Source organism: Methylobacterium sp. FF17, from assembly GCF_025813715.1.
Taxonomy (GTDB): domain Bacteria; phylum Pseudomonadota; class Alphaproteobacteria; order Rhizobiales; family Beijerinckiaceae; genus Methylobacterium; species Methylobacterium flocculans.
The window spans coordinates 3,128,695-3,153,379 of the sequence record NZ_CP107532.1 but is presented as its reverse complement, the minus strand read 5'-3'; the positions used below and the strand labels follow the sequence as shown (position 1 = coordinate 3,153,379).

Genomic DNA, 24,685 nt, shown 5'->3' with positions numbered 1-24,685 from the left:
CTTCGAGGTGTCCGCTCGGATGATGCTCCAGATTGCGATATTTACCTGCTTTACAAAGAATTCCCGGATTAATGCCACGCAACGTATGCCAGCGCAAAATCCCCGTCTACATAGCACGGTCTGCCCTAGATTTTGTAACTAGATAAACCTTTGGCGGATTCTGAAACACAAGTAATACGGCCACCAACGTCAATATTGTCCCATCCAGAAAGTATCCGCCCAGTAAAAAGAATGACATTACAAGTGGTCCCCTGACTGCATTCTCTCTACCTCTAATCCCAACAAAAAAGTAATACAAGTAGCATAGCAATCCAATAATCCCGTATTCAAACAAAATCTTACCCCAGGTCGGATCGAACACGAGGTATGGTAGATAAAGAAAATATGAGCTGATTGTTCCTGGTCCGGTTCCAAAAAACGCTAGCGTGAGATTTGTAAATGTAACGGCGTCGAGTAGTCCAAAGATTGAAATAAATCGAGCGTGACCACTCGAGTTCGGTGTACTGAATTCATTGACCCGCTCAGTGAGAGCATTAATCTGTAGCATGCTACCAAGCACGCCTACTATCAATGCTAATGCTACGCCGGCAACGACAACCTCGAATTTTAGCCTTTTCAGAACTTGGTAGGTCCCAAAAAACGCGACTAGGATGATGCCGGTCCCAGAGAAGCTGCATAGAAGCGCCGTTAAGAAGACGAAAATTCTGATCATTCTTTGAGTAGTAGCTAACTCATATATCAATGCAATTCCAACAAATTGGCTAAAAAACGATGGTTCCGCGAAGAATATTCCGTTAGTTTTGATTATTTCTGAACCATAAAATAGAGGATTCAGGTTATTATAAACAGTGACTTTTAGTTCATCTGGGAGATAATGATCAATCGGAAAGGCTATACTTGACGGAACTACATACTGAATAGTATACTGCAATATGCCGCCCATTGAAAGAATAAACATCCAGTCGCGATAAAACGACGTTGCTTTGATAAAACCTGTGTCATAAGGCAACCGACGAAATATTAATGATGACTGTACAAATGTAAAAAGTGCGACACTGGATAGGGAAATTTTGTTGACGCTGCCGTTAAGATAAAGTGATATGCTGGATGAGGTTAGAAAGGCGACTAAGCCAAAAAATGCGTAAATATCGATGATGAGAACGCTTCGGCACCAAGCTATAAAGGCGAGCAACGGCAAAATAACTGTGGTTATTGATAAAGCTCCCCCTGTGCCCGGTACCGCAACTTTCTGCAGCAAAGTCGCAGCCAGAATTAATAGGACACATAGGGTGTAACCCTGCCCCCCACTAGTTGATCGGCTTTGAGTCTTTCCATTAGGTTGATTTGATGAATCGAAGATGGTGCGCTCCTGTTCAAGCGGAGAAAACTTCGGGCTTAGCGATCTGAGGTACCCACAAAAAATCATCCTGCCACGTGCCAAATACACGCTATCGCAATGAGATGCATAGATCTAGGATTTTGTCTGTAGGGTACGTTCACAACATTTGATGGGGGCAGTGTACAGGGCGTTCGTTTCTTTACGAGTGGTTTCCGCCTAACCCCGAGCTGGTGTCGCAAACAAAACACCTGGAGCCCGGGCTTGGTAGATTTGGTCATGCGATGGAGGTCGGCGGTCCAGAGGAAGGGTTTTGGGTCGCGGTAGCTCTCAGCGATGAAGCGCTCACTGGCAGCCTTCACCTCGATCCTCGATCTGTTTATTCCCCGTTGGCCCGCTTTTTGCCAACTTGGCTAAGACACCAGCGACGGCATTGAGCCAAGAGGCTAAGGTCGGGGTGATGTGCACGGTTCATCGCGGGTGGCGATCGACCCAATCGCGGACCTTTGTATGCTTGTGGGCGGCGTAGTTGTCCAGGAACGCGTGAACGATCTTGCCCGCCGGAACCGTAGCCTCGCTAGGAGCCCGTCCGAGTGATCCTCTCGACGGCGAGGCGGGAGGGTGATTCACTTGGCTCATGGCCAAGGTGTTTCGCGCGTGGGATGTTGATCAGGGTTGGCTTTTGCCGCCCTCGCTGCACGAGTTCGTGCCGCCCGGGCACATGGCACACTTCGTACGCGACACAGTGCGGGAAGCGCTCGACCTCTCGGCCATCCTCGGCACCTATAGTGAGGAGCGCGGCTACCCGCCCTACCATCCGGGTATGATGGTGGCGCTCCTTCTCTACGGCTACAGCCGCGGCCTGTACTCGTCGCGTCAACTCGCCAGGGCCTGCGAGGAGCGGGTCGACGTCATGGCGGTGACGGGCCTGAACCGGCCGGACTTCCGCACCATCGCCGACTTCCGCAAGCGCCACCTCGTGGCCTTGTCCGACCTGTTCGTGCAGGTTCTGCGCCTGTGTCGGGCCGCCGGTCTGGTGCAGTTCGCCCATGTGGCGGTGGACGGCACCAAGGTGAAGGCCAACGCCTCCCGTCATAAGGCGATGAGCTACGGACGCATGAAGACGGCCGAGCCCGCGCTGGCTGCCGAGGTCGACGCGTGGTTGGAGCGGGCGCGTGAGGCCGATGCGGCCGAGGATGAGGCTCAGGGCCCGGACCGGCGCGGGGACGAGACGCCGGACTGGATGGCCGACAAGCAGCGACGCCTGGAGACGATCCGCGCCGCTAAAGCCGCCCTGGAAGTGGAAGCGATCGACCCGCCCGACCCCGAGGACGAGAGCGGGCCGGGTGCATCCTCGGGCATGCGCTGGCAGGGGCGGCCCTTGCGCGGGGAGGACGGCGGTCCGCCCGACCGGGCGCAGCGCAACTTCACCGACCCAGACAGCCGCATCCTGCCGACCCGCGACGGGTTCGTGCAGGGCTACAACGGCCCGATCGCGGTCGATGCCGCGCATCAGATCATCGTGGCGCACCGCCTGGTGACGAACGCAGCTGACGCCCGCGCCCTCGTGAAGCTCATCGATAACGTCCGCGTTCATCTCGGGTGCAAACCGTGCGAGGTCTCAGGCGATGCAGGCTTTGCCAACGAGCCGAACCTGGCTGCGCTGAAGCAGCGGGGGATCACCGCCTATCTTGCCCCGGGGCGGGAGCGTCACGGCGAGGCGGATGCGGCCGGTCGTCGTACGCTGACGAAGACGCTCCTGATGCGTGCGATGGCCGAGCGGCTGAAGCGGGCTGGCCGCCGGAGCCGCTACCGCCTCAGAAAGCAGGTCGTCGAGCCAGTGTTCGGACAGATCAAGCAGGCCCGGGGCTTCCGACAGTTCCTGCTCCGCGCGCTCGATCAGGTCCGCGGCGAATGGGCGATGATCTGCACCGCCCACAACCTCCTGAAGCTGGCCAAGGCCGGGCGCTGAGCCTAAAGCCCACGATAACGCCCGTCCGGATCTCGAGGGTCTTAGGCGAGCATAGATAGGAGGTCGCTGATCCTGCTGTTCCCGGCGAAGCGGGCGAATAGTGCGAGGCTGACGTCCACCATCCGCTTAGTTTTCGAGACCACGATGGAGCGACGTCGGAAGCGGGCCAGCCAGTGCCGCGGGACGCGCGTTGTCCCGCTCGACGCCGTGAGTTTCGTCCTTGCCGGCATAGCGCTGCCCGACGGGCAGGAGCACGTCATAGACGGCGTAATCGTCTGTGCAGTAGAGCCGGGTGCGCCAGCGCGTGAGCGGCTCGATCAGGCGTTCGCAGGTGGCCTTGTCACGACCGCCACACTCCCAGTCTACGAGCTGCCCTGAAGCACGATCCCAAACTTTCCAAATCCAGAGCGGTTCGGACTTTTTTTGAGATAGTGCCACATCTCATCAAGCTCGATCACCACCGCCCGGCCTTCCGGCTCGGGCTTCTGCGCGTAGGCGGCCGCGAACTGCTCCAGCCAGGCTTGGATCGTGGGTGTCGAAACACCAAGCAACTTGGCGGTGCGGTTCATCGACAAGCCGCTGACATAGAGCAGAACCGCAGTGGCTTTCATGACCAGCGGCTTGCCGCGGGCGGGCGTGTCGGTGAAGTTCAGGCCGCAGGCTTTGCACCGATACCGCTGCTTGGAGCGCATCAGCCCGTTCTTGACCTGGCCCTCGCTCCCGCACCGCTTGCACCGCAGCCCCATGGTCGACCTCCTGACAGACCCCAAGGGTCCAGAAGGTAGGTCATCTATGCGGCCCTAAAACCCTCCAAGGAATGGCGCGTAATTACTGCCCGACGGGAGAGGACCGCCGTCAGCTTCATGAGCGTCGTATCTCTTGCCGCTGCCATCGCCTGGCTCAAGCAATTACACGGCCCAGCTTTGAGAACGCTCATAGAACAAGAGATCAAACAAGCAACTAATAAATTATAATATGATTTTCTCTTCAGCAAACTCTAATTCATCGATATCCCATTATGTCATCTAAGCGCTTCACAAGTCCTTTGTTATTATCACTTGCTATTTTCCTCGCAAAAAAATGCATCGGATTTCTGAGATCATCGAAGCTTTCATTTGTCAACCATCGTGGCCGACCCATCTTGTTCCAAGATATATAACGCAAATTGTTTCTTACAACTTTGTCGGCAAGTTCGGAATTATTGATCAAAGTTTGAAAAAACATCTCATCTGGAATTAGTGTAGTTTCAAAGAAGCGCGTTATTGATTTTTCGTTAGCGCGCCTATTTAGCAAATACACCGCTTTTTTTGTAATAGTCCACCACTGAGAACCACTATAAGCTTTCAACCCGTAAGGAATACTACGATTTATCTTAAACAAGCTATTTAATTTAGCGGCAATCATGGTTAGTTTATGTTTGCTTTTTACGATTGAAAATTTCGTAAAGTAGTACCTATAGCGATTTTCATACAACCCATCGACGGTCCAGTTTTCTTTGCTCATTTCATAGCTCTCAATGAACTCTTTTCCCTGATTTTGGAGGAGATATTGTTTGAGATTGTCGATGCTTTGCGTTGGATAATCATGCCCGCTAACAAGACTTGTGTATTGGAATTCGCGGCCGGTGTGAATGAGAGTCTGTATTCCATTCAACGTGGCGGAGACTAGACTGAAGTCCCCCCAGTGACAGCTTTGCCGCTTACAAAGAAACACGTTTTTATTCGAGAGCAAGTCATTAATTCTTTCACAATCGATTTGACGCGCGCGCTTATCAATATGAACTATAACGGTATCGGATTCATTTGCCGACAGTACTTGTACGAGCTTTTTTAGATGATTCCAATCATCGTGCGCAAGCACGATAAAAGCTAAGGGCATTTCACACAACGAATTATATTTGAGTTTTATTATATCGACCATCGGACCCGCTCGGCATGAATATATTTAGCCTTATATAGAATGCAATGAATGCGCGAAACGATATTATTTAGAATTTTACAGCTGGCGCACGAGAAAGATATAGCTATCTTGTTTGCAGACCTAATAAGTATTAACAAACTTTAGTCATACATTGGCGTTACCTAAGATTTGATATAGATCGGTTTATCTTGACTGATATGTCAGATGTATGAAATTTCAAGTTGTGCATACTGATAAATCCAGAATTACAGGGTTAAAATCAGTAATCGCTTCAGTTACGTCCCGTCTTTTTTCTGCGCAGCAAGTCCCCCAGCAGTGACGCTGGGGTGTAGGGCAGGGGCTGGCTGCGACGTCTGGTAAGGAGCGGTTCGTCACAGTACGAAGTTGCCTGCCGTAAACTGGCTAACGAAGTGGTTGAGGTAAGTGACGTGACTTCCGTCCGGGAGGCTCAGCAGCGTGTCAGAGCCCGACTGAGACAGCAACGCCTGCACCTGGCTGAAATCAGAATAGCCAAAGCTGGTAAGGTCGACCACATCGTGCGTGAAGCCGTCGATGACGAAATCAGTGATTACATCGTGATCCGTACCCTTTTCGAACACAAAGGTGTCGGCACCCCTGCTGCCGGTGAGCCAGTCGTTACCGGCCTTGCCATTGAGCACGTCATTTCCCTCGCCGCCGACGATCAGATTGGCAAGTCCGTTGCCCGTGCCAGTCAGGTCTTGTCCCAGAAGCATGAGGTTCTCAACGTTAGCCGAGAGCGTATGCGAGATCCAAGCCTCGACCGTATCGATACCTTCACCTCCCTTCTCCACCACGATATCGCCGGCGTTGTCGACGTCGTAGGTATCGTCACCCTTACCACCTTTCAGCGCATCCTCGCCGCCACCACCTTTAAGTACGTTGTTAGCCGAGGTGCCGATCATCGTTTCGTTGCTGTTTGTTCCCATCCTCCAGGTCACAGGACGATCTGACTCCGCTGGCCTCTCAGGGCGGAAAACCGGTAGTTCTGGCGATGCCGGCTCGCTAGGTTGTGTCGGAGAGGCTGGAACTTCGGGCTGGTTCGGCGTTGAGGGCTGTTCCGGCAAGGTCGGCGAAGTAGGTGCGGACGCTGTAAAACCAAGATCTCCGGCAGTGAAGTCGCTGACCTTGTGGTTGAGGAAGGTGACGCTGCTGCCATCGGAGAGCTTGAGCAACGTATCGGCGCCATCCTGGCTCATCGCGCTCCGAAGTTGAGCGAAGGAGGCGTAGTCGAAGCCGACAAGCTTGACCACATCCTGCCCCGTGCCACTAGTGACGAAGTCGCGGATGGTGTCGTGACCGGTACCACGCTCGAACACGAAGGTGTCGGAGCCCGCGCCACCCGTGAGCCAGTCGTTGCCCGCCTTGCCGTTGAGCACGTTGTTGCCAGCCGAGCCCGCGATGCCGTTGCTCAAGGCATTACCGGTTCCAAACTGGTTGCCGTTCATGAGCATGAGGTTCTCGACGTTGGCCGAGAGTGCGTAGCCGGTGATGGCGTAGCTCTTGACGGTGTCGATGCCCTCGCCAGAGGCCTCAATGACCCGGTCTTCAGCCCGGTCAACCACGTAGGTGTCGTCGCCGCCCTTGCCCGTCAAGGTGTCGGTTCCGGTGGAGCCATCGAGGCTGTTGTTGCTGGTGTTGCCGGTCATGACATCGTTGCCGGCCGTACCGACCGCCCAGGTCAAGGGCGTGCCCGAGACCGCCGCGTCGTCTGTTTCCAGCACGTTCAGCGTCACCTTGGTCGGGGTGCTGCCGACCTTGGCGTCGCGGGCCACGTAGGTGAAGCTGTCGGTGCCGCTGAAGTTCGGGTCCGGCGTGTAGCTGAAGGAGCCATTCGGGTTCAGCGTCAGCTTACCGTTGGTGGGCTGGGTCACGAGCATGGCCGAGAGCGCATCGCCATCGGCGTCACGGTCGTTGGCGAGGACGCCCCCTGCCGTGATCTTCAGCGTGGTGTTCTCGTCCAGGATGTAGGTGTCGGACGTGGCCACCGGCGCGGTGTTGGGGCCGGTCTCGGCCGGAGCCTTTCCGAACGCGGCCTTGTAGGCAGCGGCTTCGGCAGCGTTCTGGGGATTGGAGCCGTCGCTGATCTTGCTCGGCATCTCGTTGTTGTCGTCCCAGTAGCTCTGGTAGAGCACGTTGTGGCTCTGGAACCACTCGGCGGCCTTGGTGATGTAGGGGGCGGCATTGTCGGCCTTGATGCCCCATTCGGCGTAGGCCGTAGGCTTGCCGTGCTGAGCCGCAAAGCTCTCCAGCCACTGCAGCCCGTAGTCCCGCTTGACCATGTAGTCCCAGGCCGCGAGCGGGTCCTTCGGGTCCCAGGCTGTGTTGAGGTAGAAGTCCATGCCGATGACGTCGACATAGGCGTCACCAGGGTAGGCCTTGGCCGGGTCCATGCCCTGGTGGCCGACATTCACGTTCCACTCGAAGACGAACTTGTCCGAGACGGAGCGGAAGGCATCGACCATGTTGCGGTAGGTCTGGATGAAGTCGCCTTCCTTGCCCTTGGCAGCCCAGGGCATCCAGCCGCCGTTGAACTCCTCGCCGAAGCGAACAAAGATCTTTTCGTCGACGCTGCGGGTCTTCAGGATGCTCTGGGCGGCCTTAACGTAGTGGTCGTCATAGGCGCCGCTTGCAGCTTCGGCGAGGTTGCCGCCGAAGGCGAACATCGGAATGGTCCAGTTGATGGGCTTGTTCAGGGCCTGTAGCTGAGAGCCGACCCAGCCGATGCTCGAGTCATAGTCCCACCAGCTGCCGCGTCCGGTGTGCGCACGAACAAAGTCAACCGGCCGATCAAGCCACTCCTCGAAAGCAAGAACAGCCTTCGGAGAATTTCCCACATAAGCTCCAAGTTGAGTCATACCAAATCCCAAATTTCACTGCGCGTTTCTTTACCACTGCCATCGTAACACCTTCACACAACATCGAGATGGAATGGTAATTATCGAAGGCGGACTACTGACAGCGCGGAGTTCAAGCGTAAAGTTAAAAACCATACTGAAAAAAGCATATATTTTATGATTGACTTGCGAATTTCTCGTTCTGTATTCAATCTCTATTTTCGGCAGAATGCAAATCGTTCTCTGAGATCGCTAAACGAAGATTAATTGTCAGTCCAGAGAAAACCAGACCCTACAGCGTTGCGGCGCAACAAAGCCAGCGGTCGTTGCAATCGAGTTACAGTTGCATCAGTAAGTATAAATTCCTTTTGCGTGAAGTGAGCCTGATGTTTGGTCCCAGCATGTGGTGTGACGGATCGAGCCTGAAGCGTTCTGGCTCTTTCGTCCAGGTGTGGCAGACGAACTCGTAGGGCGTGAGACCGCGCAGGGTCTTGAGCCGGCGGCCGTAGTTGTAGGCATTCACGTACAGCTGCAAGTGGTAGCTCAGCTCGTCGTGGCTGGCGTAATGATAGCGCTTGACCGTGGCGTCCTTGATGGTGCGGTTCATCCGCTCGACTTGACCGTTCGTCCACGGGCCGCGCGGCTTGGTCAGGCGATGCTCGATCATGGTCTGCTCGCACGCCCAATCGAACGAGTGCCAGCGGTAAGTGCGCGGCTCTTCGCGCGCTGCCCAATAGGCAGCCGCATTCGCCTCGACCTCCTCGTCAACCGGATGATTGTCGGCGACCTGGATGCCATTATCCTTCAGCACCGTGTAGATCGTGTACGGTACGGCGGCGACCAGATCGTGTAGAAAGGCTGTCGCAATCCGTTGCGTTGCTCGTCCGTGCAGTTGAACGAAGGCAAACTTGCTCGTGCAGTCGGTGGCCACGAACAACTGCAGCTTGCCCTGTTCGGTGCTGAGAGGCAGGCCCAAAAGGGTTTGAGTGGTTTCAACGGGTTGTGCTTCTTCCAGCCGACAAGCAGCTGGAGGATGAGATGGCGTGGGACGCGCGTAGTCGTCACCAACATAGACGTGAGTCGGCCCGATATCCGAGCGACATGACGGATCTGGAATGGGGTGTGATCGCGCCGCTCCTGCCACCACCCAAGCCTGGTGGACGGCCACGCAGGACGGACCTGCGAGCGGTGATGGACGCCATCCTCTACATCGCCTCCGGCGGCTGCCAATGGCGCATGCTGCCCAAGGATTTTCCCCCACGTTCGACGGTGCAGGGCTACTTCTACCGGTGGCGGGACAGCCGTCTCTGGGACACGATCAACCACATCCTGGTCTTGAGCACGCGAGACCTCGAAGGACGTGAGGCCAGCCCCACCGCCGGCGTCATCGACAGCCAGAGTGTGAAGACGACCGAGAGCGGAGGGCTTGCTGGCTACGACGCGGGCAAGAAGATCAAAGGCCGCAAGCGTCACATCGTGACTGACACGCTCGGGCTGATGCTCTTCGTTCTCGTTCACGAGGCGGACGTGCAGGATCGCGACGGAGCTCCAGCTCTGCTGAAGGCGATCCCTCACCGCTTTCCGTGGCTGCGCCACATCTTCGCCGATGGTGGGTACGCAGGCGAAAAGCTGCGCGCAGCACTTCACGGCCAAGGCGTCTGGACCCTTGAGATCATCAAGCGATCCGACACCGCTCAGGGCTTCGAAGTTCTCCCGCGCCGGTGGGTGGTTGAACGAACCTTCGCTTGGCTCGGCCGCTGCCGGCGTCTTGCCAAGGACTGGGAGAAAACCAGCGCGAGCTCCACCGCCTGGGCCCTGATCGCCAGCATCAGGATGATGTCGCGACGGCTCGCAAGGTACTGCTATCCATCATGAACTTCTGAGTCAGCCTCTAAGAGACGAGCCGAGAGCCCATGCTTCAACAGATGCCCCCAGGTATGCTAACGCAGATTCCGCTTTGAAAGCGCGTCTTCCCAATCTAGGGCTTGTTTGACGATGCCGTCGAGATCGTCGTAATTGGGACGCCAACCTAGGAGATTACGGATACGATCCGCCTTAGCGACAATTCGAGCGGGATCACCGGCACGGCGGGGCGAGAGTCTGACCGGGAAGTCAACACCTGAGACGCGTTTGACGACCTCGATCACTTCCAGGACCGAGTAACCTTGACCGTAGCCGCAGTTTAGGATTAAATTCTCTCCGCCAGCCCGCAGGTGGTCGAGAGCGAGTCGGTGAGCATCGGCGAGGTCCGTAACCTGGATGTAGTCGCGCAGGCATGAGCCGTCCGGCGTCGGGTAGTCGGTGCCGAAGACCTCGAGTAGCTGGCGTTGTCCGAGCGCCGCCTGGGTCGCGACCTTGATGAGGTGGGTGGCGTTCGGCGTCGATTGCCCGCTCCTGCCCCGCGGATCGGCACCGGCGACATTGAAATAACGCAGGATGACGTAGCTGAAGCCGTGAGACTTGGCGGCGTCAACGATCATCCACTCGCTCATAAGCTTCGAGCGGCCGTATGGGTTTATCGGTGCGGTAACGAGATCCTCTGGTACCGGCGCCACCGCGGGCTCGCCGTAGACCGCCGCCGTTGAGGAAAAGATGAAGTGTTTCACGCCCTCCTTAATCGCCGTCTCGATAAGGGCGCGGGTCTTGACCGTGTTGGCAAGGTAGTAACCGAGCGGATCGGCCATTGAATCGGGAACCACGATGCGGGCGGCGAAATGTGCCAGGGCGTCGACCTTGTGGCGGCGGATTACATCCGCGACTAATGTCTGGTCGCTGATATCGCCGACTACGAGAGTGACCTCGGGCGGTAGTACCCAGTCAAACCCGGTCGATAGGTTGTCAATTACCACCACATCATCATGCCCGCTATCAATGAGCGCGAGCACCATGTGGCTGCCGATATATCCTGCACCGCCGGTGACCAAAACCGCCATCTCGTATCCTCTGCCATGATAGTGTGCGCGAGCCGAAAAAAACTCGACGGCCCTTCTCTTACTTGGGAATTATATCAGGAATGTATCACATTGTTTATGCCTCATGCGCTCGGGGGTTATCACGGATAGCATGGCGGCTGAACGTGGTAGATCACCTAGATACACCTGACGTTGGAGTGTCTTTTTACAGCTGAATTCGAATTGCCGAAAGCGATTCGCAAGACCGTATTCCTTATTGCGGACCTGGGCACTCGCTTCAAACCGGTTACCTAGTGCACTGACGCGATCAGAGGATTCACGTGGTGGGTGACGTGTGCGAGTCTGTGCGATGGCTCAGACCGTTTGCGTGCTCCTCAATGACACCGCCCAGTCACAGCTGACCGAGATCGCCGGGGATCGATCACGGCCCCTCAAACACATCCTGCGGGCCCGTATCGTTCTGCTCTCGGCCGAGCGTCTCAACGTACAGGACGTGGCCCGGCAGGCCGGTGTCAGTCGGCCCGCCGTCTGGCGCTGGCAGCAGCGCTTTGCTGAGGAGGGCGTCGAAGGCTTGCTGCGCGACAGGACCCGCCCGCCAGGCATCCCACCCCATCCGACCCGAACGGTGGCCAAGGTGCTGGCGCTGACCTGCTCGGAGCCCCCCGGCGAGGTGACCCACTGGACCGGGCGCGCCGTCGCCCAGCAGACCGGGATCTCGTTGCGCTCCGTGCAGCGGATCTGGCAGGCGCATCGCCTGCAACCGCATCGGGTTCGCACCTTCAAACGATCCCACGATCCGGCCTTTGCCGAGAAGGTCGAGGATGTGGTCGGCCTCTACATGGATCCGCCCGCCCATGCGGTCGTGCTCTCCATCGACGAGAAGAGCCAGATCCAGGCCCTGGAGCGCACCCGTCCCGACCAGCCGCTCGGACCAGAGCATCCCGCCGCCCAGACCCATGACTACAGCCGTCACGGCACCACAACCCTGTTCGCCGCCTTGAACGTCTTGGAGGGCACCGTGCTCGGCCGCTGCATGCAGCGCCATCGCCATGGCGAGTTCATCCGCTTCCTGAACGCGGTCGAGGCCGCCGTGCCGGCGGGCAAGGTGATCCACGCGGTGCTCGACAACTACGGCAGCCACAAGCACCCGAAGGTCCGCGCCTGGCTCGCCCGCCATCCGCGATGGACTTTCCACTTCACCCCGACATCGGCCTCATGGCTCAACGCCGTCGAGGGCTTCTTCTCCGCCCTCACACGCCGCCGGTTGCGACGCGGGACCTTCACCGGACTCGTCGACCTGCAGGCGGCCATCAAACGCTACATCGTCGAGCACAACCAAAGGCCCAGACCCTTCGTCTGGACCAAACCCGCCGCTGCCATCTTCGACGCTCTCAACCGAACCCCTGAACCATCCGTCTGAGTCAGTGCACTAGGAGCCCGTCCGAGTAACGAGTTTATGGGATGGTTTGAGCGTCGAGATCTGGTCAGAGGTGTGTGTCGGCTTTGAGCTCATCGCCCTGCCTTTGCCAGCTTGAGAAGGTTGTGGGCGGTGCAGACCATCGCCCATTCGCCCCGGACCTGATCGAGGCCCCGGAGTAAGAACTGGCGGAAGCCTCGGGCCTGCTTGATCTGCCCGAACACCGGCTCGACGACCTGCTTCCTGAGGCGATAGCGGCTGCGGCGGCCAGCCCGTTTCAGGCGCGCGGCCATCGCCTGCATCAGGGGCGTCTTCGTCAGCGTCCGACGACCGGCCGCATCCGCTTGGCTATGGCGGGCCCGACCGGGAGCAAGATAAGCGGCGATCCGGCGCTGCTTCAGGGCGGTCAGGTTCGCCTCGTTGGCAAAACCGGAATCCCCCGAGACCTCGTACGGCTTGCGCCCGAGATGAGCGCGGGCGTCGTCGATGAGGGGCACGAGGGCGCGGGCATCGGAGGCGTTCGTCACGAGGCGATGGGCCACAATGATCTGATGCGCGGCATCGACGGCGATCTGACCGTTGTAGCCCTGCACGAACCCGTCGCGGGTCGGCAGGATGCGGCTGTCTGGGTCGGTGAAGTTGCGCTGCGCCCGGTCGGGCGGACCGCCGTCCTCCCCGCGCAAGGGCCGCCCCTGCCAGCGCATGCCCGAGGATGCACCCGGCCCGCTCTCGTCCTCGGGGTCGGGCGGGTCGATCGCTTCCACTTCCAGGGCGGCTTTAGCGGCGCGGATCGTCTCCAGGCGTCGCTGCTTGTCGGCCATCCAGTCCGGCGTCTCGTCCCCGCGCCGGTCCGGGCCCTGAGCCTCATCCTCGGCCGCATCGGCCTCACGCGCCCGCTCCAACCACGCGTCGACCTCGGCAGCCAGCGCGGGCTCGGCCGTCTTCATGCGTCCGTAGCTCATCGCCTTATGACGGGAGGCGTTGGCCTTCACCTTGGTGCCGTCCACCGCCACATGGGCGAACTGCACCAGACCGGCGGCCCGACACAGGCGCAGAACCTGCACGAACAGGTCGGACAAGGCCACGAGGTGGCGCTTGCGGAAGTCGGCGATGGTGCGGAAGTCCGGCCGGTTCAGGCCCGTCACCGCCATGACGTCGACCCGCTCCTCGCAGGCCCTGGCGAGTTGACGCGACGAGTACAGGCCGCGGCTGTAGCCGTAGAGAAGGAGCGCCACCATCATACCCGGATGGTAGGGCGGGTAGCCGCGCTCCTCACTATAGGTGCCGAGGATGGCCGAGAGGTCGAGCGCTTCCCGCACTGTGTCGCGTACGAAGTGTGCCATGTGCCCGGGCGGCACGAACTCGTGCAGCGAGGGCGGCAAAAGCCAACCCTGATCAACATCCCACGCGCGAAACACCTTGGCCATGAGCCAAGTGAATCACCCTCCCGCCTCGCCGTCGAGAGAATTACTCGGACGGGCTCCTAGACGATGCGCGAGACCTGGAACGCGATCTTCTACGTGCTGCGCCGTGGCATCGCATGGCGGATAATCCCTAAGGACTTGCCTCCACGCAGCTTGACGTTCGGCTACTTCGCGCGGAGCGCGACGACGGTCTGTTCGGCCGGATCGGCCACACTCTCGCCATGGCCAACCGCAACGGGATAATCGAAGCGCTTCACCTACCGCTGCAGTGCTTGATAGCCAGAGCGTTAAGACCATCGAGAGTGGCGGCCCGCGCGGTTACGATGCGGGCAAGAAGATCAAGGTCCGCCAGCGGCAAGTCCTGGTCGACACAAACGGGCACGTCCTCGTCCTCGACCTGCAACCCGCCGATGTGCAGGATCGCGATGGAGCCGGAACCGGTGCTGTGCCTGTCGCGTCGAACTTTCCCGTTCAGTTACCGCGCTGTTGGTAAGGCCCTCGGGTAAGGGTCGTCGGGTTAAGCCCGGATCACGCGAACGGTGACGCGCTGTAACTGTCCGGAAAGGGTCACCCTTCTACTATACCCATTGCTGAAGGGCGGCTGGAGGTTCATCGGGTAGTGATTCTGCGTTTCCTAGAAATCTGCCTTTTAGTCAGCTTGTCTTGTGGACTGTCGCTCGCTGCCGAGGTTGATGAAACCGGGAGTTTGCCGGCCTCATCCTCGCGCGAGTTTGTATATACGCACCCAAGTGGACCCGCTAATCTAAGGGCCGTGGCCACCCTACCAGAGATCGCAGTCGCAGCACCCGCATTGCGCCGCATCTCGCGTGCCTCAGCGATGGACAAGCCATGGAACCCGGGCATCTGCATCGGCTGCTGAAGGCGGAAGCCCCATTGCGCCTGATCGAGCTCGAGCGACACGACGGGAGGGGGCCTCCAGCTCAGATAGGCTGCCCCGAAGGACAGCCCGCGTGATCCAATTGCTGTGCAGGGGTTCGAAGCCTACCGACCCGAAGATCTCATGCGACCCCTCGTTGAGGTAGACTAACGCGGGTAGTATAAAAAGCTTTAGGGTGAATCAGTCCGCGGGTTTGGCGCCTGAGGAGGGTGAGATGGCTGCTGCCTTGCCGCTCCAGCCGGACTTCGACGCCGAGGGCCGGCGCGCTCTGGCGGAGAGTTCGCAAGATCCGAACTAAACCCGCCGCCTACTGGCGCTGTCGGCGACCTATGCGGATAGCTTACGCTTCAAGGCCGCCGCGCTCGACGGAGTCGGTCTGTAGACGGTCCGCGACTGGGTGCTCGCGTTCAACGCGCAGGGTCCCGACCGGCTGATTGACGGCAAGGCTCCTGTTGTCCCTCTGCGCCCGAACGTCCGGCACTGCGAGACGCTGAGTAGGTTGGTCAAGAAGGGTCCGCTGCTTGCAGTCCACGGGGTTGTGCACTGGCAGCTAATCAATCTGGCACGAATGTTGCCGTAGGATTACGGCGTGTCGGTCTCTGCGCAAACGTTGAGCCGAGTCCTCGGAGCATGGGCATCGCCAAGCTCTCCGCCCAGCCACGCCATAACGCTCAGGACCCACAGGCTAGCTGTCTGGTTGTGAAACCTCCTTGGCGTCCACGACGATGCGAAGGGCTTTCCGGAGGATGCCGGGCTTGAGCGGTCTGTAAGATGGAGTGGCCAGCGCGGGATCGGCTTCAATGCGCTGGCGCAGGACCATCTCGGGTGACAGCCCCTTCAGCACGCGCTGGCGGCGACCATTGTAGGCCGCGTTGAAGCCGCGCAGGACGGTCTCCAGGTCGCCGTGGCTGTAGATCGTAATGCCCAACACCTCCCGCTGCACCCGACTGAACCGCGCCGGGTTTCCCGGAGGCTCCAACTCTTGAGAGGATGGAGCCATGACGAAGCGAACCCCACCCTATTCCCCCGAGGTCCGTGCCCGCGCGGTGCGGATGGTCCTTGATCATCAGGGCGAGCATGCCTCGCAATGGGCGGCGATCAATTCGATCGCGGCCAAGATCGGCTGTTCGGGCGAGACGCTCCGGAACTGGATCCGGCAGTCCGAGCGGGACACGGGACAGCGGGGCGGCCCGAGCACGGACGAGCGCGAGCGGATCAAAGCGCTGGAGCGCGAGAACCGTGAACTGCGCCAAGCCAACGAGATCCTGAGGAAGGCGTCGGCGTATTTTGCCATGGCGGAGCTCGACCGCCGGTCGCGGACATGATCGCGTTCATCGACGACCATCGGGCCGTCTATGGGGTCGAGCCGATCTGCAGGGTGCTGCCGATCGCCCCGTCGACGTACCATGCCCATGCCGCGCGGCGTGCCGATCCCGGCAAGCTGCCTGCACGGGCCAGGAGCGATGCGGCGCTGATGGTCGAGATCCGGCGCGTGTTCGAGGCGAACTTCCGCGTCTACGGCGTGCGCAAGGTCTGGCGGCAGCTCGGCCGGGACGGGATCGTGGTGGCTCGGTGCACCGTGGCGCGGCTGATGCGGGCGATGGGACTGAAGGGTGTCGTGCGGGGCAAGACAGTCCGGACGACGATCCCCGATCCGGCCGCGGTGTACCCGCTCGACCGGGTCAACCGACAGTTCAAGGCACCGCGGCCCAACGCCCTGTGGGTCAGCGATTTCACCTACGTCGCGACCTGGTCTGGCTTCGTCTATGTGGCCTTCGTCATCGACGTCTTCGCCCGCCGCATCGTCGGCTGGCGGGTCTCCCGAACCGCCCATGCCGCCTTCGTGCTCGACGCTTTGGAGCAGGCCCTGCACGAGCGCCGTCCCCACCAGGGTGGTGGGCTCGTGCACCATAGCGATAGGGGCTCGCAATACCTGTCGATCCGCTACACCGAGCGGCTCGCCCAGGCCGGTGTCGAGCCTTCCGTCGGCAGCGTCGGCGACAGCTACGACAATGCCCTCGCCGAGACGATCAACGGGCTGTTCAAAGCCGAACTGATCCATCGGCGTGGACCATGGCGGTCGTTCGAGGCCGTCGAGTTCGCCACCCTCGAATGGGTCGACTGGTTCAACACCCGTCGTCTGCTCGAACCGATCGGGAATATCCCTCCCGCCGAGGCTGAAGCGCGCTACTATGCCCAGGCCGAGGTGCAAACCTTGGCAGCCTGAATCAAACCAAATGGCCTCCGGGAAACCCGGCGCGGTTCAGACCGTTAAAGCGCTCGACCATACCATTGGTCTTTGGCGTGTAGGATCGGGTCTTATACCAACCGGTTGTGATGGAGACTCACGGGGTTACGTTGCCTTGTCGGTTGTGATTCGATGAGGCGAACCGGGAGGGTTTGCCATGTCCGTTGCCGTGCCACTGCGGGAGGACTTCGATGCGGATGATCTGCGCCGGTTGGCCCGGACGAGCCGCGACGCGGGCCAGAGCCGTCGGCTGCTTGCGCTGGCGGTGATCTACGATGGCGGCAGCCGCACGGCTGCGGCCCGGATCGGGGCCGTGAGCCTGCAGACGGTGCGCGATTGGGTGTTGGCCTTCAACGTGGACGGACCTGCCGGACTGATCGACCGCAAAGCTCCCGGCAATCCACCCAAGCTGGATGCAGCGCAGCGGCAGGCGCTGGCGCGGGTGATCGAGGAAGGCCCCGACCTGGATCGGCACGGTGTGGTGCGCTGGCGGCTGAAGGACTTGGCGGCCTGGATCTACACGAGCTTCGGGATCAGCCTGGACGAGAGCACGCTCGGCCGCACGATCAAGACCCTCGGCTTCCGCAAGCTGTCGGTGCGCCCGCGCCACCACGAGCAGGACCCAGCCGCGCTGGTGGCATTCAAAAAAACCTGCCCGCCGCCGTGACTGTGATCCGGGCCGGCTTGCCGCCCGGCACGGCCATCGAGCTATGGTGGCAGGACGAGGCGCGGGTCGGTCAGAAGAACACGCTCCCGCGACGCTGGGCCCGCCGGGGCAGCCGGCCCTCCGCCCCTAAGGACCAGCGCACGGGCTACGCCTACATCTTCGGGGCGATCTGCCCGGAGAAGGGCAAGGGGGCTGGTCTCGTCATGCCCCGCTGCGACGCCTCGGCGATGAACGCACATCTGGCCGAGATCAGCCGCAGCGTCGATCCCGCCGCCCACGCCGTGCTCATCCTCGACGGAGCCGGCTGGCACAGCGCTCACGATCTCGCCGTGCCCGGCAACATCACGCTGCTGCCACTGCCGCCCTGCGCGCCCGAACTCAACCCTGTCGAGAATGTCTGGCAGTTCCTACGCGACAACTGGCTCGGCGATCGGATCTTCACGTCCTACGAGGACATCGTCGACCGATGCTGCGACGCCTGGAACAGGCTGACTGCCCAGCCTTGGAAGATCATGTCCCTCGGACTGCGCGACTGGGCATATCGGTTATGATCAGCGCCGATTGGTATTAGCTCGACTTTGGCCATTTCGACATGTCGCGGAACGCGCTGGGTGACGAAGCGGGCGTGATGGATAGGCTGATGGTGTCCCTCGCCAGAGACGCCTCATGCCGCACCTGCCTGCCTGCTTCGCCGGGATCATCCTGTCCTTCGCTCCGCTGTTCGTCCACCGTTCGTGGCGACACGCTCAGGAGCTGCTGATCGGTGCGATCCTCTGTCCGGGCCGGCGCACGGTAGCGAGCGTGCTGCGGATCACGGGCCGGGCACGCGACCGCCATTTCGTGAACACCCACCGGGTGCTCAGCCGCGCCGCATGGTCTCCCCATGCTGGAGCCCACATGCTGCTTCGGCTGCTCGTCGAGGCCTTCGTCCCACACGGCCCCGTAGTGCTGGCGCTCGACGACACGATCGAGCGGCGCTGCGACCGCCGCATCCAAGCCCGCGGGATCTACCGTGATCCGGTGCGCTCGTCCGGTGCCCATTTCGTCAAGACGATCGGCCTGCGCTGGATGAGCCTGATGCTGCTCGCACCCATCCCCTGGGCCGGTCGGGTCTGGGCGTTGCCGTTCCTGACTGCCCTCGTTCCGTCCGAGCGCGCCTGCCGGGAACAAGGCCGTCGGCACAAGACCCTGCTCGATGTCGGACGGCAGATGGCCTTGCAGGTAAGGCGCTGGCTGCCGGGGCGCGATCTCGTGCTGGTCGGCGATAGCGCCTTCTCGGCCTTGCTGTTTCTCGATGCTCTGCGCCGCGGCGGTATCACCGCCATCACCCGCCTGCGCCTGGATGCGGCTCTCTACGATCCAGCGCCTCCAAGGCTTCCTGGTACAATCGGGCGCCCGCGCAAGAAGGGTGTGCGGCGGCCAACCCTGTCCAAGATCCTGACCGACTCGGGTACCATCTGGCAGCAGGTGAGCGTGCCGGGCTGGTACGGCACAGGTGAACGCAGGATCGAGATCGCCTCGGCCACCGCCGTCTGGCATCATTCCGGTCTACCAGCAGTGCCGATCCGCTGGGTTCTGATCCGCGATCCCGAGAACCGCTTCGAGCCGCAAGGGCTGCTCTGCACCGACACCGCACGAGACCCGACCCAGATCGTGACGTGGTTCGTGCGCCGCTGGCAGGTCGAGGTTACCTTCCAAGAGGCACGGACCCATCTCGGCGTCGAGACGAGAGCGCCAGTGGTCCGACAAGGCCATTGCCCGCACGACGCCCTGCCTGCTCGCCCTGTTCTCCATCGTCACCCTGCTCGCCACCCGGCTGACAGCACGTGAGAGGCGGCAGGTCGCGGCGACAGCGTGGTACCCCAAACCGCAGCCGACCTTCTCCGATGCTCTCGCTGCCGTCCGTCGCACGATCTGGCGCGAGGAAGCTTCTTCGATGTCAGGCTGCAGGCGCGACCGTAGGAAACTTCGGTTCCGTCTTCCACCAGCCTGGGCCTACGCCCTGTGCCAGGCGGCCTGAATGGCCAAAGTCGAGCTGAGCAGCGGCTACCTGCAGAGCTATTACGCAAGTCCGCCCATGGCCATGCGAAGCACCCGAGTTGAGGGGCCTGTGCCATCGTGCCTAACTGTCGCGAAATGCCCCTATCGAGGCGAGCGCGTCGGTACGGCGTTCGCCATCACCATCGAGATCATTGTGCTCGAGTGGAGGCGGAAAGGGTTCGCCGTTCCGCCCCGGCGCTGGCTCATCGAACGCACCTTCGGTTGGATGAGCCGCTGCCGTAGGCGGGCCCACGATCACGAAGCAACGCCATCCTCCGCACTGCTTTCTTCGTCCTGGTCGCCGCCATGATCCTCGTCAGACGGCTGGCTCGAACGATATGAAACAGAATCTAATAGATATACTAGTCAACAAACTAAGTCAATCTTTGAGTTTCAGTCCTTCGGCTCGCGTGAGTACATTCACTGCATCGTCCAAAGATGTCGCCGTGTAAACCTGATCACCCATTGTGCCCCAGGTATTCATGAATGAGCCAAGCTTTCCATAGCTATTATCGATTACACAGTGAGGAATGCCAAGAAGGACACAAAGTATGTGCCCGTGAAGCCTATCAGTGATCACAAGACGCGCCGAGGAAAGCAGTGATAAACCTCTTTTTAACCTCCTTCCCGCAAGCAGACGGTAATATTTCTCTCGCATCAAAGGCTTATTTGTTATTTCTAGATTTGTTAAGGACTGGAGTACTGTTTCCAACTTCGAGTTGAAGGCAAAATTCCTTTTTTCAGAAGGCCAGTCTGCTCGAACTACCATCATGCAGTTGGCATATTTAGAGGAGTCGTGCATTTGTGCCGATTCCTTGTCATTGCGCAAATGAAGCAGGAGTTCGTGTTTCGGATTTCCCTCCTTTTTAATGTTGAGAAAGAACGCCATGTCCGGGCATAAACGAACATCGCATTCAAAATTCCGAGTCGCCAATTCAAGACTCGAATTATCTCTGACAAATAAAGTAAATGCAGGATGCCTCTCGATGGCCCGAGCCGTTCTCTCAATGTTCTTAGTATTCCTAAAGTGAATAGTTTGCGGAAGTTGGATTACTTGTCTATCTTGGAATCTGAGCAAGACATTTTCACGAAATTCTTGAAATGCCGGCCATAAATCTCCAAAGTTTCCGCCGCCGTGAAGAAAGATTGGACCATCGGCAACTCGTTCGGTAATTTCCTTCCAGTCAACAACATGGCACGTTGATGTAAAAGACGGCCGTAGAGCGGACCGCGCAAAATAAGCTGTCTCTCCTAAGTATATCGCGCTATCACCAATGTTGTCATGATCAGGAAAGTCAAGCAGGCTAAATTTATTCGACGTCGGAATAAGCGAGGATAACTCTTTATCGATGCTTTGACGCATGCGAGTAACAATGTTATTCATGTCTTAAGAGCCTGATTGAGAGCGTTGAATGCGGACCTACGATTGGCAGTTTCTATGTGACCACTTGCACGATTCCTATCCAAAAGTCAAGAACAAGTGTGGCTTGATAGAGAATAGTACAAACAGCATCCCTACTGTTTCGTCCGCATGCCAAGCAGAGATGCTGCTGTAGCGGAGCTGGTTTGGCCATGCAACAGTGCGATCAGGTAAGTCTCGAGGGAGTTGACACTTTATGAAACCGGTGACGGTCCAGCCACATCGATCCGCTCAGTCTATCGACGCTTATCTCTTTTACAGTCTGGCACAACGCGCCCTTGCAGTTATTAATTGTAATTTTGTGCAAGGTCGATGAATGAGGATTACAAGGTGCTGTTAGCGGGCGCTGTCGAGTTGGGCATGCAGGTCTCAGGTTAGATTGTGGGGAGCCGGCCTTACAGGATAGCTGCATGTGTTGGTTCAAGTTCTAGTGTTTGGTGCCGCAGGCTGAGATAGCCGAATGAATGACACGTCAGACAGTGAATGCACGAATATGAACCAGAGCTGTAGCTGTTTGGTTGCGGAACGTTGTTGGGATGCTGCTCGTTGGGCAATCGAGGAACACGCTTGGCGTTTTGAGGGATCGCGCCGCGCTGCGACCGTCGGGAGGAGCCGCTGATGCTCGCCATCCACCCGAACGCCCATACCACCCCAGCCGTGCGCGCCGAGATCGCTAGGAGCCCGTCCGAGTAACGAGTTTATGGGATGGTTTGAGCGTCGAGATCTGGTCAGAGGTGTGTGTCGGCTTTGAGCTCATCGCCCTGCCTTTGCCAGCTTGAGAAGGTTGTGGGCGGTGCAGACCATCGCCCATTCGCCCCGGACCTGATCGAGGCCCCGGAGTAAGAACTGGCGGAAGCCTCGGGCCTGCTTGATCTGCCCGAACACCGGCTCGACGACCTGCTTCCTGAGGCGATAGCGGCTGCGGCGGCCAGCCCGTTTCAGGCGCGCGGCCATCGCCTGCATCAGGGGCGTCTTCGTCAGCGTCCGACGACCGGCCGCATCCGCTTGGCTATGGCGGGCCCGACCGGGAGCAAGATAAGCGGCGATCCGGCGCTGCTTCAGGGCGGTCAGGTTCGCCTCGTTGGCAAAACCGGAATCCCCCGAGACCTCGTACGGCTTGCGCCCGAGATGAGCGCGGGCGTCGTCGATGAGGGGCACGAGGGCGCGGGCATCGGAGGCGTTCGTCACGAGGCGATGGGCCACAATGATCTGATGCGCGGCATCGACGGCGATCTGACCGTTGTAGCCCTGCACGAACCCGTCGCGGGTCGGCAGGATGCGGCTGTCTGGGTCGGTGAAGTTGCGCTGCGCCCGGTCGGGCGGACCGCCGTCCTCCCCGCGCAAGGGCCGCCCCTGCCAGCGCATGCCCGAGGATGCACCCGGCCCGCTCTCGTCCTCGGGGTCGGGCGGGTCGATCGCTTCCACTTCCAGGGCGGCTTTAGCGGCGCGGATCGTCTCCAGGCGTCGCTGCTTGTCGGCCATCCAGTCCGGCGTCTCGTCCCCGCGCCGGTCCGGGCCCTGAGCCTCATCCTCGGCCGCATCGGCCTCACGCGCCCGCTCCAACCACGCGTCGACCTCGGCAGCCAGCGCGGGCTCGGCCGTCTTCATGCGTCCGTAGCTCATCGCCTTATGACGGGAGGCGTTGGCCTTCACCTTGGTGCCGTCCACCGCCACATGGGCGAACTGCACCAGACCGGCGGCCCGACACAGGCGCAGAACCTGCACGAACAGGTCGGACAAGGCCACGAGGTGGCGCTTGCGGAAGTCGGCGATGGTGCGGAAGTCCGGCCGGTTCAGGCCCGTCACCGCCATGACGTCGACCCGCTCCTCGCAGGCCCTGGCGAGTTGACGCGACGAGTACAGGCCGCGGCTGTAGCCGTAGAGAAGGAGCGCCACCATCATACCCGGATGGTAGGGCGGGTAGCCGCGCTCCTCACTATAGGTGCCGAGGATGGCCGAGAGGTCGAGCGCTTCCCGCACTGTGTCGCGTACGAAGTGTGCCATGTGCCCGGGCGGCACGAACTCGTGCAGCGAGGGCGGCAAAAGCCAACCCTGATCAACATCCCACGCGCGAAACACCTTGGCCATGAGCCAAGTGAATCACCCTCCCGCCTCGCCGTCGAGAGGATCACTCGGACGGGCTCCTAGTACTACTGTGTCACAAATTTTGTTGGCAGCAAGGACATCGTTGCAGGGTTTGCGTGAGTGCCCGTGCCAGCCGTAGGCGCAGGGTCGCGATGGAGTCAGGCACGTGTCGCTCGGGCCGGATCGGGAGCACCACGGGGTTTGTAACCGGCGGGTATGGCAAGCGCTTGCCGCTCGATGATCTCTGGTCCTGAGGGGGGAAAACGGCCTCGCTCGGAGACCGGGAACCCGTAGTCCGCGATGCACAAGCTGGCGTGATGATGGAAGCCGCGCCAGCTTCGCCCCTCGTAGTGGCCGAGCCCGATTTCCTGTTTGAGTTCCTGGTAGTCCCGCTCGATGCGCCAGCGCAGTTTCGTCCGGCTGACCAACTCGGCCAGGGGCGTCTCTGGCGGCAGGGTCGAGAGCCAGTACTTGGTCGGCGCATCCTCGCCCTCCGGCCACTCGATCAGGAACCACTCCTCGGGACGCGGCTCGTGTCGCAGTTCATCCCGATGTGCCGGGCGCGCCCGCACGGCCGCAAAGCGCGAGGTCAGTAGACCGTTCGTGCCAACGCGCCACGTGATCCGCTGCCAGGCAGTCTCCGGCAGAGACCGGGCCAGCGTCTCCGCCGAGAGTGGCTTGTGCTCGAGGCTCCGTCGTACCCGGGTGGGTGGGCGCCCGCGTCCGCTCCAGGGTTTAGGCGGCAGCGGTGCGGATCCTGGGGCCCACAGGCTCGTCGAGGACTGAACGCCCAGACTGTAGCGCAAGCCCAAAGCCGTCAGCGCCGTACGGAAGGCCGTGTCGATCCCGTATCCGGCATCAGCCAGAACCAGGCCGGCCGGCACCCCATCGGCCAAGGCCGCCCGGATCTGATCCAGCGCAATCTCTGGCTTGGTCCGGAAGCCGATCTCCTCGGGCACGGCGGCCTTGCCGCGCCGCTCGGCATCCAAGGCCCAGGCTTCCGGCAGGTAGAGGCGATAGGCCACCGGCAGGCTGGCCTGGGCGTTGGCCACAGAGAGCGTCACGGCGATCTGGCAGTTGTCCTGTTTGCCGATCTGGCCGCAGTATTGCCGTCCCACTCCAACTGAATGGCGGCCCTTCTTGGGAAAGCCCGTATCATCGACGATCCAGGCCTGGATCGGGCCCTGGCTTTCGATCGTAGGAAGAACCTCGCTGCGGACTCGGGCCAGCAAAGCGCTGTCCGACCATTCGCCCTTGGCCACGAAGTGATGCAGCGCCTGATGGGTGGCTTGGACACGCGCCGGCGCGATCCGGGCCGCCATCGGCTCGATGCTCTTGCGAGCACCCGGCAGGAGGAGGCCCGTGCAGTAGGCCTTCAGCGGCGCAATCCGATCGGCATGGCCGAGGACGCCTGACAAAGCCTCCAGATATCTTGCAAAACGAAGCTGGTCAGCAGCCAGCGGGGAGTTCAAGCGATCCATGCCTCGCTCC

At 60.1% G+C, this 24,685-nt stretch carries 16 protein-coding genes, 4 pseudogenes and 1 other annotated feature; of the genes and pseudogenes, 8 read left to right on the top strand and 12 right to left on the bottom strand.

Annotated features, from left to right (window positions below):
- Nucleotides 1-106: 106 nt before the first annotated feature.
- Nucleotides 107-1,447: a hypothetical protein gene (locus OF380_RS14765; RefSeq protein ID WP_264045198.1), complete on the bottom strand. Its 1,341-nt coding sequence runs from the start codon at nt 1,445-1,447 to the stop codon at nt 107-109.
- A 526-nt stretch (nt 1,448-1,973) separates the two neighbouring features.
- Between OF380_RS14765 and OF380_RS14760 the strand changes: the two genes are divergently transcribed.
- A complete protein-coding gene (locus OF380_RS14760; protein ID WP_264045196.1) occupies nt 1,974-3,308 on the top strand; it encodes an IS1182 family transposase in 1,335 nt (444 codons plus the stop codon).
- A gap of 126 nt (nt 3,309-3,434) precedes the next feature.
- On the opposite strand, the gene OF380_RS28810 is transcribed toward OF380_RS14760, so the two are convergent.
- From OF380_RS28810 to OF380_RS14740, 5 genes and pseudogenes are all read right to left on the bottom strand, one after another.
- A complete protein-coding gene (locus OF380_RS28810; protein WP_404810463.1) occupies nt 3,435-3,746 on the bottom strand; it encodes an IS1 family transposase in 312 nt (103 codons plus the stop codon).
- On the bottom strand, nt 3,671-4,054 hold the full coding sequence (locus OF380_RS14755; protein ID WP_449817403.1) for an IS1/IS1595 family N-terminal zinc-binding domain-containing protein: 384 nt from the start codon (nt 4,052-4,054) through the stop codon (nt 3,671-3,673). The genes OF380_RS28810 and OF380_RS14755 overlap by 76 nt, the downstream gene beginning before the upstream one ends.
- Nucleotides 4,055-4,310: 256 nt before the next feature.
- Nucleotides 4,311-5,228: a beta-1,6-N-acetylglucosaminyltransferase gene (locus OF380_RS14750; protein WP_264045193.1), complete on the bottom strand. Its 918-nt coding sequence runs from the start codon at nt 5,226-5,228 to the stop codon at nt 4,311-4,313.
- Nucleotides 5,229-5,599: 371 nt separating this feature from the next.
- Nucleotides 5,600-8,104, bottom strand: a complete 2,505-nt coding sequence (locus OF380_RS14745; RefSeq protein WP_264045192.1) for an Ig-like domain-containing protein — start codon at nt 8,102-8,104, stop codon at nt 5,600-5,602.
- 316 nt (nt 8,105-8,420) lie between these two features.
- Nucleotides 8,421-9,047, bottom strand: a pseudogene (locus tag OF380_RS14740) (integrase core domain-containing protein); the annotation flags it as partial.
- 74 nt (nt 9,048-9,121) lie between these two features.
- Between OF380_RS14740 and OF380_RS14735 the strand changes: the two are divergent.
- Nucleotides 9,122-9,958, top strand: a complete 837-nt coding sequence (locus tag OF380_RS14735; RefSeq protein WP_264045191.1) for an IS5 family transposase — start codon at nt 9,122-9,124, stop codon at nt 9,956-9,958.
- A 65-nt stretch (nt 9,959-10,023) separates the two neighbouring features.
- Here the strand turns inward: OF380_RS14735 and galE are convergent, their stop codons facing one another.
- Nucleotides 10,024-11,016, bottom strand: coding sequence for a UDP-glucose 4-epimerase GalE (galE, locus tag OF380_RS14730; RefSeq protein ID WP_264045189.1), 993 nt, complete (start codon nt 11,014-11,016; stop codon nt 10,024-10,026).
- A gap of 328 nt (nt 11,017-11,344) precedes the next feature.
- Between galE and OF380_RS14725 the strand changes: the two genes are divergently transcribed.
- Nucleotides 11,345-12,415, top strand: coding sequence for an IS630 family transposase (locus OF380_RS14725; RefSeq protein ID WP_264045187.1), 1,071 nt, complete (start codon nt 11,345-11,347; stop codon nt 12,413-12,415).
- 89 nt (nt 12,416-12,504) lie between these two features.
- Here OF380_RS14725 and OF380_RS14720 read toward each other — a convergent pair whose 3' ends face one another.
- On the bottom strand, nt 12,505-13,839 hold the full coding sequence (locus OF380_RS14720; RefSeq protein ID WP_264045172.1) for an IS1182 family transposase: 1,335 nt from the start codon (nt 13,837-13,839) through the stop codon (nt 12,505-12,507).
- A 60-nt stretch (nt 13,840-13,899) separates the two neighbouring features.
- Between OF380_RS14720 and OF380_RS14715 the strand changes: the two are divergent.
- Nucleotides 13,900-14,333 (top strand): annotated as a pseudogene (locus OF380_RS14715) (transposase); the annotation flags it as partial.
- Nucleotides 14,334-15,419: 1,086 nt separating this feature from the next.
- On the opposite strand, the pseudogene OF380_RS14710 reads toward OF380_RS14715, so the two are convergent.
- Nucleotides 15,420-15,680, bottom strand: a pseudogene (locus OF380_RS14710) (IS481 family transposase); the annotation flags it as partial.
- 52 nt (nt 15,681-15,732) lie between these two features.
- On the opposite strand from OF380_RS14710, the gene OF380_RS14705 reads away from it, so the two are divergent.
- The 4 genes and pseudogenes from OF380_RS14705 to OF380_RS14690 all read left to right on the top strand — a co-directional run.
- A protein-coding gene (locus OF380_RS14705; protein WP_264045157.1) for an IS3 family transposase occupies nt 15,733-16,961 on the top strand; the annotation gives its coding sequence in 2 pieces (ribosomal slippage) (nt 15,733-16,021 and nt 16,021-16,961; 1,230 coding nt in all).
- Nucleotides 16,014-16,130: a sequence feature (AL1L pseudoknot), on the top strand. (Overlaps the previous gene by 117 nt.)
- Nucleotides 16,962-17,139: 178 nt before the next feature.
- Nucleotides 17,140-18,200, top strand: a protein-coding gene (locus OF380_RS14700) for an IS630 family transposase (RefSeq protein ID WP_264045184.1) whose coding sequence is annotated in 2 segments (ribosomal slippage) — nt 17,140-17,626 and nt 17,626-18,200 — 1,062 coding nt in all. Because the reading frame shifts where the segments join, the coding sequence is not laid out codon by codon here.
- Between the two features lie 115 nt (nt 18,201-18,315).
- On the top strand, nt 18,316-19,479 hold the full coding sequence (locus tag OF380_RS14695) for an IS701 family transposase (RefSeq protein WP_264045148.1): 1,164 nt from the start codon (nt 18,316-18,318) through the stop codon (nt 19,477-19,479).
- A gap of 313 nt (nt 19,480-19,792) precedes the next feature.
- Nucleotides 19,793-20,031, top strand: a pseudogene (locus OF380_RS14690) (transposase); the annotation flags it as partial.
- Nucleotides 20,032-20,068: 37 nt separating this feature from the next.
- On the opposite strand, the gene OF380_RS14685 reads toward OF380_RS14690, so the two are convergent.
- The 3 genes from OF380_RS14685 to OF380_RS14675 form a co-directional block, all read right to left on the bottom strand.
- The gene (locus OF380_RS14685; protein ID WP_264045182.1) at nt 20,069-21,052 is read right to left on the bottom strand and encodes a polysaccharide pyruvyl transferase family protein; all 984 of its coding nucleotides are present in this window, start codon (nt 21,050-21,052) and stop codon (nt 20,069-20,071) included.
- 810 nt (nt 21,053-21,862) lie between these two features.
- Complete coding sequence (locus tag OF380_RS14680; RefSeq protein WP_264045172.1) at nt 21,863-23,197, bottom strand: IS1182 family transposase; 1,335 nt, start codon at nt 23,195-23,197, stop codon at nt 21,863-21,865.
- A gap of 155 nt (nt 23,198-23,352) precedes the next feature.
- Entirely contained in the window at nt 23,353-24,675 is a 1,323-nt protein-coding gene (locus tag OF380_RS14675; protein WP_264051337.1) for an IS701 family transposase, read from the bottom strand.
- Nucleotides 24,676-24,685: the final 10 nt, after the last annotated feature.